The sequence below is a fragment of the Bosea beijingensis genome (assembly GCF_030758975.1).
Lineage (GTDB): Bacteria > Pseudomonadota > Alphaproteobacteria > Rhizobiales > Beijerinckiaceae > Allobosea > Allobosea beijingensis.
On record NZ_CP132359.1, the window covers coordinates 1903438 to 1919368 of the forward strand.

The window sequence follows — 15931 nt, forward strand, 5'->3', positions numbered from 1 at the left end:
CTTGCCTCAGGCATAATAGAGCTTGTGATTGCCGTAGATTTCGACCGAGAAGTCCTTGTCGTCGCGCTCCTCGACATAGACGTCGACATAGGTGCGCTCTTCCTCGCCGATCTTCTCGATGCGGAAGCGGAAGGGTCGTTCGTCGTTCCCGCCGTCGCCATAAGTCCGGTCGAAGCCTTCATCATCGGAGTCCCGGTCCCGGTCCAGGTCGTCGTCGTCGTCGCGTGAGCGAAGCTGATACTGTTTGATCACGATGCGATCGCCGACCTCGAGATCGAGGATACGATGGACGAGATCGTCGGTGCGCCGGGCATCGGCATCCACGGCGAAGACGAAGCGGTCATCGCCATCACCGCCGCTGAGCGTCGTGGCCTTCTCCCCGACGATGAGACAATCATCGCCGCTGCCGCCCAGGATGGCCTCGAAATCGATCACCGTGTCCTCGCCGATCTCGATCCCGACCGCCTCGCCGCGCTTCAGGTCGACGGTGACGCCGTGCTCGGTGGCGGACAGATCGAGCGTGTCGTGCCCCTCCCCGCCGTCGTAGCAATCATCGGCGGCATCGCTCGTCGCGACGATCCAGTCGTTGCCTTCTCCGCCGAAGACCCGGTCGCTGCCTGCGCCGCCGTCGAGCACGTCGTTGCCGGCCTCGCCATGGAGTTCGTCGCAGCCCTCCTCGCCGAAGACGCGATCGGCGCCAGCGCCCGCCTCGACCCGGTCATCGCCTGCGCCGGCCTCGACGACGTCATTTCCGGCCCCAAGGGCGACATGGTCGTCGCCCTTGCCTGCGAGTACGATGTTGTCGCCGTCACCGGCCTTGACGACGTCGTCGCCGTCACCGGCATCGATGATGTTGTTGCCGGTTCCGCCATCGACGACGTCGTTCCCCGTGCCGGCGTCGATGATGTCGTCGCCGGGGCCTGCGTCGATGAAGTCGTCGCCGGCCTCGCCGTAGATCGTATCGTTGCCGTCGCCGCCATATAGGCGGTCATTGCCTGCGCCGCCGCGAATGACGTCGTTGCCGGCGCCGCCGAAGACGATGTCGTTGCCGGCTCCCGCGTCGATCTGATCATCGCCGGCCCCGCCGACGATGTGGTCGTCTCCGGCTCCGGTCACGACAATGTCGTTGCCGCCGCGTGCATCGACCACGTCGTCGCCGCCGAGGCCCGCGATCCGGTCGTTGCATTCGCTGCCGAGCAGCATGTCGTCGCCGGTTGTGCCGGTGACATCGAGGAACTCGAGCACGCGCAGCGTCGCCATCTGCTGCACGAGAGCTTCACCATCGCTGATCCAATAGGTCAGCGTCACCGTGCCGTACCAGCCGCTCTGCGGCTTGAAGACCCAGCCGCCCTCGGTCGCGGTCAGTTGCCCGTGGGATGCCTGGACCCCGACGATCGAGAGCGGGTCGGCATCGGCATCGGTCGCGCCGGCCAGCAGGGCGAGGCTGGCGATCATCAGCGTCTGGCAGCCACCGATATCGACGAGCTGGACGGGGCCGGAGACGCGCGGGGCACGGTTGCGCGGCTCTTGCGGCGTTTGGTCGTCATCGTCGTCATCGCCCGGGCCCGGGCCGCCGGGCTCAGTTCCGCCACCGGGTCCCGAACCTGTCGACGAGCCGCCGCCATCGGAGGCACCGCCCGAGACCGCAGTGAAGGAAAAGCCACCGCCGCCGTTGTCGTTATTGGCGGAGAAGCCCTGCCCAGCGTCAAAGATCGGCGACGTGTAACGCGGCAAGGGCAGTTGTTCGTAGTCGATCAGCCGCGAGTCGATATTGAGAAAATCCGGCAGCCCCTGCACGGCAGGGCCGAGCCCTCCCGAGCCGATCGCTTTGGCCGCCGGATCCTTGTTCACCGAACCGGTTTCGTCGACATCCTTTTCCTCATCCGGCTGTTGCTCCTCGCTTTCGGCGACGGTCGGTTTGCTGGAGGCTTCCTCGGCCTGGGCGATGCCCTCTGCGGCAGGGGGCGCCGACGCATCGGTCTTCGCCTGGCCGGGGAACAGGCTTTTGAGGTAGAGCACGACTGCCGTGAAGGCGAGCGCAAATACGCCTGGCCAGCGTGGCGTCGAGGCAGGTTCATCCTGCACCTTGCGGTAGATCTGGGCGGCGTCGGGAAGCTGCGGCTCCGCAGGTTTGGCTGCCTTGATCGTGATCATGCCGGCACCCGTCCGAAATGGGCGACCGGATGCTCGCCGAGACCGACGGCCCGTGGCATGGAAACGCCGCGCTCACCGTTGAAAGGCGCCGCAGCAGGTGCGGGAGCTGGCGCGCTCGGTGCGGCCGACGTCCCGACGCGCGGCTGTGCCGGTGCGAGGATCTTGTCGCGCGGGCCGAAGGCGACGAGCTTGCCGCCCTGGATCAGGCCGACATCATCGACCGCCTGCAGCGCGCTCGGGCGGTGCGCGACGATGAGGACGATGCCGCCGCGCGCCTTGACCTGCTCGATTGCGGCCGTGAGCGCGGCCTCTCCCTCACCGTCGAGATTGGAGTTGGGCTCGTCCATGATGACGAGGAACGGATTGCCATAGAGCGCCCGCGCCAGGCCGATGCGCTGACGCTGGCCCGCGGAGAGGGCTGTGCCCTGTGGCCCGAGCTGCGTCTTGTAGCCCAGCGGCAGGCGCAGGATCATCTCGTGGATACCGGCGGCGGTGGCCGCCTCGACGACCTTGGCCGGGTCAGCCGATTCGGCCAGACGCGAGATGTTTTCCTCGACGGTAGCATCGAGCAGCGCGACCTCCTGCGGCAGATAGCCGAGATGGTGGCCGATGGTTTCCTCCGGCCATTGCTCCAGCTCCGCGCCATCGAGCCGCACGGCACCGCGCAGGATCGGCCAGATGCCGGTGATCGCCCGCACGAGCGTGGTCTTGCCGCCGCCGCTCGGCCCGATGATGCCGACCGCCTTGCCTGCCTGAACATCGAAGCTTGCGTCGCTCAGCAGCACCTGGCCGCTGCCCGGCGCCGCGACGGTGATCTTGTCGATCTTCAGCGACTGGCGGGGTGCCGGCAGTTCCATCGGCTCGACCGCCTTGCTGAGCGCCGTCATCGTCTCGCGCAGGCGTTGGAACGCCATGCGTGCGGCGACGAAGGGCTTCCAGTTGGCGATCGCCAGATCAACCGGCGCCAGCGCGCGGGCAGAGGCAACCGACGCCGCGATGATCGCGCCGGCCGAAAGCTCGCCCTTGATGGTGAGATAGGCGCCGAGCCCCAACGTCGCCGATTGCAGGATCATGCGCAGAACGCGCGAGATCGCGCCGAAGGTGCCACCAAGATCGCTCGACCGGGTCTGAAGGGCGAGGTGCTCGCGATTGATCTCGTCAAAGCGCGCGACGGCGCGCGGCGCGAAGCCCATCGCCTTCAGCACCTCGGCGTTGCGGGCGTTACTGTCGGCAATGGCGCCGCGTGCGACGGATGCCTGCCGCGTCTCGCTGTTGATGCGGCGGGTCAGGACCTCGCTGAGCAATGTCAGCATGGTCAGCACGACGGCTCCGGCGAGCGTCAGCCCGCCGAGCCAGGGGTGCAGGAAATAGACGAACGCGAGATAGAGCGGGATCCAGGGAAGGTCGAACAGGGCGCCCGGCCCCTGCCCGCCGAGAAAGCTGCGGACGGTATCGACGTCGCGGCCACGCTCCATCGCCTCCGCAGTCGAAAAACCCAGGCGCGGCATGTCGATGGTGACGCGATGGGCTATCGGCGCGATCTGATTGTCAAAGCGCGCCCCGACGCGCACCAGCACCTGCGAGCGAATGACGTCGAAGCATCCCTGGAAGAGATAGAGGCCGATGGCGAGTGCCGAAAGCGCCGCCAGGGTCTGGATGCTGCCGCTCGTCAAGGCACGATCGTAGACCTGCATCATGTAGAACGAGCCCGTCAGGGCCAGCAGGTTGATGAGGCCGGAGACGATGAACAGGAAGACGGCGATGCCGCGCAGACCGCGCGTCAACCGGGCGGCGTCGCGCTTGCGGGCGGAAAGAAGCGTCTTGGACGGTGCCATTCTGGCCCCCGTAAAATGCTGGTGATGGAGATGGATCGGGTGGGCGGCCCCTCGGTCCGCCCACCCGCTGCCGGTTCGATCAGACGGTGAAGCTGTTGGCCGTCAGGTTGTGACTGCCCTTCAGGTTGATCTGGAACTCGGCATCCGTCGCCCCATCGACGTTGCCCTTGACGATGGTGTACTCGCCATCCACCCGGGTCTCGTAGGTGACCGTGAGCTGGGCCGCGGTGGTGAAGCTTCCGCCATTGACCAGAGTGAAGCTCTGGTTGCCGGCCTGGCCGGCATCCGCATCGATAGCGCTTAGGTCGAGACGGTCGCCCGGCTGGAAGTCGAGGATGGTGTCGCCATCCGCGCCGACCGTGCTGAGGAAGCGGAAAGTGTCGTTGCCGGTACCGCCCTCCATCACGTTCACCGCGTCGCTGGCCGTGATCACATCGCTGCCTGAGCCGGTCGCGACATTCTCGATGCTCCACAGCGTATCGGTGCCGCTCTGGCTGCTCGCCGCACTGCCGCGTCCATTCAGGCCATTGCCGAGATCGACGGTGAGATTTGCCGTGATCGTCGAGAAATCGAGCGTGTCGATGCCGGTGCCGCCGTCTATCTCGTCTCCGAAATACGTGTCGTCGCCATCGCCGGGCGCACCGATGATCCGGTCGTCGCCGGCACCCGCCACGACCGTGTCGTTGCCCGTGCCGCCCTCGATCAGGTCGTTGCCCGCGCCGCCGAAGATTCGGTCGTTGCCGGCTTCGCCATAGAGCATGTCGACACCGCCGCCACCGAAGACCTGGTCGTCGCCAGCTCCGGCGAAGACGACGTCGCGCCCGTCACCGGCATCGATGAAGTCCTCCCCCTCGCCAGCCGAGATCGCATCGGCGCCGGCATCGCCGATCAGCGTGTCGTCGCCGGCCAGGCCGATGAGGTTGTCGGCATTGGCCGTGCCGATCAGGACGTCCGCTGCGGCCGTGCCGGTGCGCAGGGCGCCGCCGGTCGACGGGTTCGGATTGGGCGCCGGCGTGCCGGGGCCGTCATCGTCCTCGTCATCGTCGCCGCAACCGCAGGACGGATCGTCATCGTCATCGTCATCCTCATCGTCGTCTTCGTCCTCCTCATCATCCTCGTCTTCGTCGTCATCGCCGGGATTGGTCGGCGTGCCGTCGTCGTCCTCATCGTCCTCGTCGTCATCCTCGCCGCCGTTGCCGGCGTCATCCTCGTCATCCACCTCGAAGATGTGCTCGGCCAGATCGGTCAGGCCGGTATTGCGGGCGACGATGTCGGAGAACTCCTGGCCGTCGATGAAGGCGTCGTAGAAGTCGAAGGCCTCGAGACGATCCTTGTAGTAGAAGCGATCGGCTTCCTGCAGGCGGTCGAACTGCTCGTGCAGGACGACCCAGAAGGTCTGGCCGACGATGCCGCCATTGACGTGCTGTTCGGCAAGGCCGCCCAGCCAGAAGTCGACCCGGTCGATGCCCTTCACGGTGTTGCCGTTGACGAGCTGGATGTCCGGGTTCGCGGCGACGAAGGCCGCGAGCTTCGCCGGCGTGTCGAGCACGAGGTCGGGATAGGCCTGCTTGAACTGCGCGATGACCACGTCACTCAGGCCGTTGCGCTGCTGGAAGTCTTCCCAGGACTGGTAGGCCGACATGTTGCCGGCGAACCCGACCGCTTCCCGGACATAGGAATTCGTCGAGGTCGCGAGGTCGTTGCGGATCTGGTTCAGCGTTCCCAGGCCGACATCGCGGCCGCGGGCCAGATTGAAGGAGAACAGGTCCGCCTGGATGCGGACGAGGTCGTTGCGGACCGCGTCGACGATGTTGAAATCGACTTCCTCGGCCGGCTGCGTTGCGACCCCCTGCAGGATCGCCCCGACGCCATATTGGGCGTAGCCGGGCTGCGGGACGTAGCCGGGAGGCAGCGGGTTCGGGAAAGCGGAGGCGTCGTTGGTCGGGTTCAGGAAGGCGTCGACGAGGTTGACCTGCTTGGGCTGCCCGTTGGCGTCCATCACCGTCAGGGTCTGGCCGATCAGCGAGTGGCCGAAGCGGAAGGCCGCCGCGGCGAACTCGTGGCTGACGCCGGCATCGGCCTCGGCATTGTAGCCATCATGGCCATGGTCGCCGCCGCTGCCGTCGCGAGACCGCAATCCACCGAGCAGGGTGTCCGCGTATTCGTTGAACACGACGCGCTGGTATTCGGCTTCGTTGATGATCTTGGCCGCGTCGAAGAGCTCCTGCTCCGTGCCCTCGAAGCCGGCGGCCTCGAGCTGGTCGGCATGGAAGTTGTGGTTCCGCGCCCAGATGGTGTGCATCGAGGTCAGCGCGAAGTTCTCGTTGGTGCGGCCGTCGCCGGCGACGTAGTGGTCCAGCAGGCTGATGAAGGGATTGCTGTCGAGCAGCAGGGCCTGGCTGGACCCCATGAAGTTGTTGGCCAGCTTCGAATAGACCTGCGGATCGAACCCGCCGAACTGATCGACCAGATCGCCGGTGACGCCCTCCGAGATCGGATAGTTGGAGTAGTAGTCGCGGAAGGCGATCTGGCCTCCGGGCAGGGACGGGTCGTGGAAGACCGTATTGTTCGCCCAGTGGTGCTGGATCGCCTCGCGCAGCGTCGGCAGCAGGTTGAAGCTCGGGTTCGACGGATCGACCGCTCCCTTCAGCAGGTGGGAGGTCAGGCCGCCATTGCCGTCGCCTTCGCGCAGGAACTGGGTGACCAGGTTATGCGAGCCATAGGCCTGGTTCTGGTCGACATAGGCCGAGGTCTTGTTGAGGTGCTGCGGCACGCCGCCCTCGGTGGCGTAGACCTCGCCGCGGGTCAGGTCGGCCGGATTGCCCTGGCCGGGATGTCCGGTGCCGGGCGCGCCGATCTGGATCGTGCCGTTGGCAGCATTCTTCGGCAGGAAGTCGAGGCCGTGATCGACATACTGGCCGAACGCCATGAAGAATATGTTGGCGTTGTTGCCGGCATGCGGCAGGCCCGCCTCCTGCGCTCCCAGGATGTTCGAGATCGCCCGGGGATCGAGGCCGTCATAGATCGGGTTGAGGCCACGGTTGCCGATCGAGGCGTCGGCCGCGCCATAGCGCGCGTCCGTCAGCCGGATGAACGGCGTGTCGGCCTGGCCGGAGGACGGGTTGCCCTCATTGTTGCCGTGCCCGGAGACCTCGCGCGGCCCAAGCGCACCCTCGGCGTCGTCGTCATCGTCGAAGGGCATCTGGCCATTGACCAGCTTCTTCAGGCCCTCCAGGTCGCGTGCCGTCATCTCGAAGGCGCCGCGGGGGGTTGCATCCGGCTCCTCGCCGATCGTGGGAGTTCCGGCAGTTGCGTAGGTGATCGAATGCGTGCCGTTCGACAACGTGGTCGTGCCGTTGGCATTCGCCGTCGCGACATAGTCGGTGAGGTTCGTGCCGGCGGGGACCTGGATCTCGTCCTGTGTGCGCAGCGTGCCCAGGATCGTGTCGTTGCCGCCGTTCGACTTGAAAACGATGCGATGGGCCGAGAGCAGCGAGGACACATCGACCTGATCGTTGCCGGTGCCGCCCTCGATCGTGATCGTGCTGGTCGCCAGGCTGGTGCCGACGAAGCTGCCGATGGGAGTGAAGGTGTCGCCCCCGCCGAGACCGTTGATCACGATCTCCTCGATATTGTCGAGTTCTGCGATGATCGAGGCGTTGCCCGTCCCGTTCCGGGTGATGACGATCTCGGTATTCGCATTGAGGCCGGTGAAACCTGCGGCATCCGCCGCCGCCCGTGAGTAGATCCGGAAGATCTCGGCGGTGTCATTGCCCATGATGTGGACGGTGTCGGTGTTGGCGCCGCCGTCGATGAAGTCGCGCCCGTCATTGACTCTGATGAGGGCGAGGTCGTTCCCGGCCCCCCCGTTGACGGTGTCGTTACCGGCGCCACCGACCAGGATGTCGTTGCCACCGGCTCCAGTGAGTGTGTCGGCCCCGCCATGACCCAGGATGATGTCGGCGCCGGCGCCGCCGGCAGAGGTGCCGGCCGCGTTGCTGCCATTGACCAGGGCGTAGGTCGTCCCGGCGAAGCGGAGCTGCTCGATCGTCGTCAGCGTGTCGGTGCCCTCGTTGATGGCGCCGGGCGCGAGATGGGTGACGACAAGCTGCCCGGTGCCGTTGAGGCTGAAGCCGAAGGTGTTCGCCAGTCCGGCGTAGACAGCTACGTCGCTGTTCCCAGCGCCGCCGTCGAGGCGGTCGTCGCCCGCGCCGCCGTTCAGCGTGTCGGTTCCGCCGGCGCCGTTCAGGATGTCGTTGCCCGCGTTGCCGTTCAACGTGTCGTTGGCGCCGAGCCCGATGAAGCCGCTGGTGCCGTCGGCAATGTCGTCGCCGGCCGTGCCGTTGAAGGTGTTGAACAGGACAGGGACCGCATCCCAGTCGTCGCCGACGACGCCGGTTTGCGCCGAGAACACGGTTTCAAGGTTTCCGGCCCCGTCGGTGAAGCTAACGCCGATGCGAAGGAGGCCCGCGACTTGGGCCTGCGTCGGGGTAAAGGTGGCGCCGGTGGCGTTGGCGATGTTCGTCCAGGTGGTGCCGCCATTGGTGGACAGCTGCCACTGGTAGGAGAACGGCGGGACGATGCCGTTGCCGTCGGCAATGCCGGCGGTCGAGACCGTCAGGCCCTGGCCCTCGGTCGGCGTGCCACCGTTGGCATCATTGATTACCGGCGCGCCGGTGGGGAGTTCGTTGAAGAGCTGGCTGATCGAGAACTCGCCGTCGGAGAACCTGAGCCTCTCGATGTTCCACAGCTTGTCGATGCCGTCCGAGACGAAGTTGGTTCCAGCCGGCCGGTTGGCCGCGTCGAAGCCGGTGTGGCTGACGATGTAGGACCCGTCCGCCCCGCGGCTGAAGGTGTAGTTCTCGGAGGCGTCCCAGAAGACCGCGGTGTCCGTCCCCGTCCCGGGCGCGCCGGTGCCGTGGTCCCTGATCTCCCGGCCGATGTTGAGCTGGGTCGGGTTGATGGCGCCGCTGACCATCAACTCGCTGAGCGCGCGCCCGGCCCACGAGGCATAGAGGGGGTTGGTAGCCGCCGCCCCGCTCATGACGAGGGTCTTGGTCAGGCCGTCCGTGGTCGCGATCTCGAGGCCGCTCGTATCCTTGATGACGATCTTGACGTTGAGCCAGGCGTCGCCATCGATCACGTCGTCGCCGCCGCGCCCTTCGATCACGTCGTTACCGGCGCCGCCGAGCAGGATGTTGCCGCGGTCGAAGGCGGTGAGCGCCTCGAGCTGTGCCAGGGTCGCGCCAGCGGGCTGGGCCGAGGCCCAGTCGCCGAGCACGGCGCGCAGGCCGTCGATCCGGTTGACGCCGGCCTGGGAGAGCTCGTGCCCGACCATCGTGCCCTCTGCGCCCGCCAGCGGCGGTCCGGCGGGGACCTCTCCGGCGGCCGGGACGTTGCCCCGGTTGTCGCCCTTCAGCGAGTCGTTGCCGGTCCAGCCGGAGAGCGCCTCGACAGCGTCGAAGCGATCCCGCAGGATATCCTGCGCGTCGGTCGTGAAGATCGGCGTGAGGAGGTCGTCGTCGGCGTCCTGGGGATTGCCCTTGTGGATGGCCCAGTCGAAGCCGAGCATGCCCTCGTTGCGCATCACGCTCTCGCCCTGGACCATGATGTCGTCGCCGGACTCGGCGTCGAAATCGTGCTCGTCGGTGCCCGCGAACATCACGTCGTGGCCGATGATGGTCGAGTTGAAGAACAGCTCGGAGTTGTCGCCGGCGGTGGTGTCGAATCCGCCGCCGCCCTCGATCCAGTCGTCGCCCTCGTTGCCGAGCAGGAAGTCGCCGCCCTCGCCGCCGAGGATGAAGTCGTCCCCGAGGCCGCCGAAGGCCTCCTTGCCGTCGGGACCGGTGATGAGGACGTCCTTGCCCTCGTTGCCGAAGACCAGCGCCAGCCCGCTGCCGGCGTGGATGACGTCGTTGCCGCCCTCGCCGTGCAGCATGTCGGTGGCGCCGATGTCGGTGCCCGAGTTGGTGATGATGTCGTCGCCGTCGCCGCCGTGGATCTTGTCGACGCCGTAGCCGGCCTCGATGCGGTCGTTGCCGCCGCGGCCCCAGACGCTGTCGTCGCCGCCGCCGGAGACGATGACGTCGTCGCCGTCGGTGCCCTGGATCAGGACGTGGTCGGCGGTGTTGACGCGGACCGAGGCAGCAACTTGTCCGATGCCGATGCTGGTCCCGAGCAGGATCGCGTTTCCGGTCACCGGATCACGGGCGAGAGTGCCGTCGGGATTGCGCTGGTATTCGATCAGGTTGCCGGCCGCGTCGCGGCGCTCGACGAAGGCCGATAGCGCCTGGAGGAACGGATCCTCGTGAACCGCCTCCGGGACTCTGAACTTGGCCTGGTCGCGGGCGTCCATGTAGATGACGTGGTCGGGGACCGAGAAGATGTCGCCCGGCAGGGCGTAGCCCTCCGCGCCGAGGTCGGTGTTGTTCAGCACCATCTTGGCGAAGGAGTTGTTCTCGAGCTCGTTGAGGAAATTCAGGCCCTGGACGCGCGAAAGATAGTAGAACCGGTCGCCGTTCTGCAGGTTCTCGAGCTGAAGCTCGAACACGAAGGCGAAGGTCGAGCCGAGCATGCCGCCGAATGGCATCTTCTTCTCGGCCAGGCCGCCGACCCAGAGGTCGACGTCGTTGAGGCCGCCGAGGCTCCCCCCGGCGTAGGCGCCCTTGGCGTTGAGGAAGTCGAGGCGGTCTACCGGCGCGCCGGTCCCGCCGAACACGATCTTCATCGCCGCGTCGCGCTTGGCGTCTGAGGTCGTCGCGCCCGTGATCGTCTCGTGCGTGCCGTAGGCGGCGACGAAGTTCACGATCGAGGCCGGATTCTTCATGTTGAGCGCGAAGTCGGTCCAGCTCGTATAGGGGTCGAGCTGGCTGTCGCCGTTAGCCATCGCACGGAACTGCTCGCGCGCCTCGTTCAGGGACGGCATCCCGGTGTCGCGGCCGCGGGCGATGTTGATCGCGGCGAGGTCGAGCGGGATCCCGAGCAACTGGTTGCGCAGGACGTTGGTGACGAACTCGTCGATCTCGTTGCCGTGCTGGCTGGTCATGCCGCGCACGATCGCGCCGGCGGCCTCGTCGTGGGTGAGATTGGTCCCCGCGATCGGGTTCCCGTTCGCATCGAGCTTGGGCCCGCCGAACGCCAGCGGGTTGAGGAAGGCGTCGAACAGGGTCAGGTCGCCACTCGTGCCGTCGGCGTAGGTCTGGGCGACGTCCTCGCGCAGCATCGAGTGGCCGAAGCGGTAGATGACGTGCGCGAACTCGGCGAAGATCGCCGGATTGATGTCGGTCGACGGGTTGAAGACGAAGGCGTCCACGTCGGGCTGCACCTTGCGCGCGAACTCCTCGAAGACGAGGTGCTGGTACTGCATCTCAGTCGTGAAGCGCGCGGCCTGGAACAGGCGCTCGCCGTCCCATGCCAAGCTGGCGGGATTGAGGGCGGCGACCTGCGCGGCGGTCAGGTTGGCGGCGACGTCCACCCGGAGCCACTCGTTCAGGAAGGCGGCGTCGCCGGATTCGATGGCGCGCTGCTTGATCTGCTCGACCGTGCGATTGTGCTCCGAGTGGAACACGTGGTGGACCGCCGAGAGGCCGATGTTCTCGTTGCCGCGGCCGTCGCCGGTAACGTAGTGGGCGTTGAGCAGTTCGTCGTCGTAGGTCAGCGCGACGCCTGCGGCGTTCGGGATGATCTGGTTCCCGGCGACAGTATCGCTGTCGGGGGTCTGCATCACCGAGTTGATAGTTCCGGGGTTCCGGTCGGGATCGACGAGGCCCTTGAACACCGCGTTGTGGGCGATGTCATCGATGAACGCGTGTCCGGTGCGGACGGCGGAGACCGTCTCGCCGGCCGTGATGGTGTTGGGGGCGTTCGGATTGGACGTCGCGACCACCGTGCCGACCGCGAGCTGGATCGCAGAGACATTGACAGGAGTCAGAAGGTTGCCGGAGACCAGGATCGGGCTTCCGTCGGGGCGCAGGCCCGCGATCACCTGCGGCAGTCCGCCGGTTCCGCGGATGTACTCGCCGTACTCGTCCATGGCGAACAGCGGGATGTTGCCGACGTCGGCGTCGGTCAACTGGAAGCCGAGCTTCAGCGCCTGGGCCTTCACGTCCGCCCACGTCGCCAGCCCGTTGGCGCCGGAGAGCAGCCTTCCGGTGGAGAGCGGCTCGCCGGTGGAAAAGTCGTACTCGCGCATGAAGAGCTGCTTCGACGCGGTCGAGCTGTAGGTCTGGTTCTGGTCGACAAAGGGCGTCGTCAGGTTGACGGCGCCGGGCGTCGTGCGCGTCAGCACCATGAAGTTGGTCTGCGGGGATGCCGGGTTGTAGAGCGGGTCGTCCTGGCTCAGCGGGATGTAGATCGTGCTGCCCTGCTTGGCGACAAGGTCGAGGCCGTGGTCGAAGAACTGGCCGAACAGCGTGAACCAGGAGTTGAACGGGGCCGAGAGGCCCTCGTCGGGAGCCACGTTCGGCAGGACGACGCTGCTGCCCTCCATCTCGATCCCGTGCGTCGCGAGCAGCGCCCCCACGGCGGTGGACGCGGTCGCGGCCTCGACGGCTTGGAGCGGCGTTGCGCCCGGATTGGCGGCGATGAAGGCGGCCTTGGCCGTCTCGAAGGCGGCGTGGATGGCCTGGGTCGTGGTCAGGAGGTTCGTGGCGGGCGCGCCGGCGTAGGCGAGCGCGGCGTAGATCGCAGCCGGATTATCGAGCGTCTGGTCGACGATCAGGTTCGAGATCAAGCGCGGATCGGCGTCGACGACGGACCCCGGGCTCCCGTAATTGCCGTTCGTCAGGACCTGGCCCGGGCCCAAGCCGATGCTGTCGTCCGTCTCGTTGCGGTAGGACGGGTCGGCCAGATGGGCAAACGGGTTATCCGCGGCGCCCCATTCGCTGCGGCCGTCGATCATATTGTTGTAGCTGCCGTCGACCGTGCGAAGGCCGGCGGGCGCCAGGGGGTGGCTGATGGCGAGCACGGCGCCGGGGGCGTTGGCGGCAACGACGTTGCCGTTGGCATCAACGTAGATCTGGTCGAGCGGCGTCCCGCTGGAATGCGCTTCGGCGATCTTGATCTGGCGAAGGATGAACTCGAGATCATGCCTGACGATATTGACCATAGCCGTGACCCTCTAAATCGACGCGCAAAAATCCGGCCGCGGAATTCATTTCCCGCAGCGATGTCCTGGAGACAAACGCTAATTAAGGCTGCTTTTATTCCGCTTTGGCGGTATATTTCCTTGCGTAACTACGTCACCAAGACGGTGGATGATCCCTGATTTAACCATTCGTTAAGCATCAGAGTGCCTGACACATGCCACAAGCGGTAGATGGAAAGGTCGAGGAAGAATCAGCGGCCAAGGGCGGGGTAAGTCCGACGACCTTGGGTGTGTCCGAACACAGACCAAGGTCTGTGTTCTTTCTCGACGCCCTGCGGCGGCGCTGGGCCGCCCAGAGTCTTGAGCGGCGCTTCACGATCGCGGCCTCCCTCGTCGTCGGGCTGTCGATGGTCACGCTGGGATACTGGGTCGAGCGCCGCATCCGCACCGGCTGGGAGCAGGGCATGGCCGAGATCGGCGCCCATTATCTCCAGGCCTTCCTGGCTCCGCACGTCCTTGATCTCGAGCACGCCGACACGTTGTCGGAAGACAGCCAGGACATGATCAAGGCTCAGATCACGGAGAGCCATCTCGGCAAACGCGTCACGATGATCAAAATCTGGAGTCGAACGGGAAAGCTGGTCTACAGCACCGGCAAGGGTACGAAGGACGCGCAGCTTCCGCCATCACAGCTCGCCCCGCTGCTGAGAGGGAAGGTCGTTGTCTACCCGCATGGCAACCGCCACGGCGAAGGAGAACCCGGTCAGCGCTCTTTGGAAACCTATGCGCCGATATACAAGCCAGGCACGAGCACGATCCTCGGCTTCGGCGAGTTCTACGAAGTCACTCACTCGCTCGATCGCGAGATTCAGCAGTTGCGCTACGCGACCTGGTTCCTGATCCTGAATGTCGCGATCATCATCGGCTTCCTGCTCTACCTGACGATCCGCCGCACCAGCCACGTCATCAGTTCGCAGCAGTCGCAGCTGGCCGCCAATCTCGAGCGCGCATCGGCGTTGGCCAAACGCAACAACACGCTGCGACGCGCTGCGGATCGAGCCCGGCTCGATGCAGCCGTCTCGAACGAGATCTACCTCGCCCGTATCGGCGCAGACCTGCATGACGGCCCCATCCAGATGTTGAGTCTATTGATGTTGCGACTGCCCGACGAGCCACCAGAGCTTCGCGCGCAACTCGGGCGGCTGACCCAGCAGACATTGGCCGAACTGCGCAATCTCTCCGCGGGCCTGGTGCTGCCCGAGATCCGCGATCTCTCCCCTGCCGACACGATCGAGGCGGCGATCAAACGCCATGAACAGCAGACCGGGACCGATGTGGCGCGCAGTCTTGTCGACCTGCCGGACCAGATGCCTGAGGCGATCCGATTCTGTGCGTTCCGCGTCGTCCAGGAGGCGTTGATGAACGCCTACAAGCATGCGCATGGGCGGGGACAACGTGTCGCGACCCGCTTCGCCGCCGAGACGTTGGAGATCGCCGTCTCGGACGACGGCCCGGGGGGCGAAGCCGCGCCACCGAACGTAAGGCAGCTAGGCCCGAGACTGGGCCTGAAGGGCCTGGAGGCCCGGGTGAAGGCCTTACGCGGCAGCCTGACCATTGCGCCGCAGCCGCAGGGCGGGCTGGTGCTGAGGGTGCTCCTACCCGTGCGTCGGCGCTCTCTGAGGACCAAGGTGGATTGAGAGGGGGTACGTGTCCGCTTCAGCGGCGAGGCGAGGAAAAATCGGCCGGCTTCAGCTTCTGAGCGGCGATGACGACTTCGAGCCGGTTACGCGCGCGGAGCTTGGTCATCAGGTTGGTCATGTAGCTTTTGACGGTCTTCTCGCTGAGATCGAGGCTGTGTGCGATCTCGCGGTTCTGCTTGCCACAGAGCAGCAGGCGGACAATCTGCTCTTCGCGGACACTGAGTTTGGTGCTGACAACGGCCTGCCTCTCCGCCGCCTTGTGGTTCAAGGCTCCAATCACCTTCGCAGAAAAGGATGGCGTGATGTAAACCTCGCCGCGCAGTGCGGCTTCGACAGCATCGATCAACTCGCCGGCGCTGCTTCCCTTCAGGACATAGCCGGCAGCTCCGGCGCCGAGCGCCTTTACGGCATGCTCTGTTTCGGTCGAAGCCGTGAAGACCACGACCTGACAACTCGGCGCATCGTTTCGCAAGCCGGCGATCGCGTTGAAGACATCGCCCGGCATGTTCAAATCAACAATCAGGACGTTGCAGGCCCAACGGCTGAGAATGCCGTCAATATCGGCCACGCTCGTGCCGGTCTCGACCACGACATAGTTTTTGCGGCGCGACAGGACGGCAGCGATCCCCTCAACCAGAAGCGGGTGATCGTCGACGATCGCAATCGAAATCCGAGACCCCGAGCTATCCTGCATTCTCACATCATCAATCAGTTTAGAAGCGCAGTAAAGACGCCGATTAAGGCACGGTTAACTCACAATTTCTACTCGCAAACTGACACGTATTTTAAAAAAACGACGACACCTTCCCCATCCTCTCCATCGATAAAACAACTTCCGTTCAGTTATGATCAGCGGATGTTCGCAAGTAGCCCAAGGCCCGTCTTCTGCCATTTTCTGAAGCAAAACATTGGGAAGGGCCGCACACCGGCAAAAGACGGGCTGCTTCTTGCTGGGAAAAGTTATGAGAATTTGATCACTCCAATCGAGAAAGCGCGTCAACGATTCTGCATACGCTGTCCTGACGGCGTCTCCCGGGCATGAGCACAGTTTGGGAAGAAAGGCTGCCCAGATTGTCAGCTAATAAGATTTTTTCGGCGCACCGGTCTCTGAGCCAACCGCCCGGAGCCGGACGTCGCGGACATGGGCACGGGCCAAG

General features: G+C 65.6%; 5 protein-coding genes. 1 reads left to right on the forward strand and 4 read right to left on the reverse strand.

What is annotated here, in order from left to right:
• Positions 1-6: 6 nt before the first annotated feature.
• From Q9235_RS09210 to Q9235_RS09220, 3 genes are all read right to left on the reverse strand, one after another.
• Positions 7-2154 carry a calcium-binding protein gene (locus Q9235_RS09210; protein WP_306226550.1) on the reverse strand — a complete coding sequence of 716 codons (2148 nt, stop codon included), beginning with the start codon at positions 2152-2154 and terminating at the stop codon, positions 7-9.
• Positions 2151-3989 (reverse strand): type I secretion system permease/ATPase, encoded by a 1839-nt coding sequence (locus Q9235_RS09215; protein ID WP_306226552.1) that lies wholly within the window; start codon positions 3987-3989, stop codon positions 2151-2153. Before Q9235_RS09215 ends, Q9235_RS09210 begins: the two co-directional genes overlap by 4 nt.
• 79 nt (positions 3990-4068) lie before the next feature.
• Complete coding sequence (locus tag Q9235_RS09220; RefSeq protein WP_306226554.1) at positions 4069-13095, reverse strand: peroxidase family protein; 9027 nt, start codon at positions 13093-13095, stop codon at positions 4069-4071.
• Positions 13096-13388: 293 nt separating this feature from the next.
• On the opposite strand from Q9235_RS09220, the gene Q9235_RS09225 reads away from it, so the two are divergent.
• Positions 13389-14771 (forward strand): sensor histidine kinase, encoded by a 1383-nt coding sequence (locus tag Q9235_RS09225; RefSeq protein WP_306226556.1) that lies wholly within the window; start codon positions 13389-13391, stop codon positions 14769-14771.
• A gap of 19 nt (positions 14772-14790) precedes the next feature.
• On the opposite strand, the gene Q9235_RS09230 is transcribed toward Q9235_RS09225, so the two are convergent.
• A complete protein-coding gene (locus Q9235_RS09230; protein WP_306226557.1) occupies positions 14791-15468 on the reverse strand; it encodes a response regulator in 678 nt (225 codons plus the stop codon).
• Between the last annotated feature and the right edge of the window lie 463 nt (positions 15469-15931).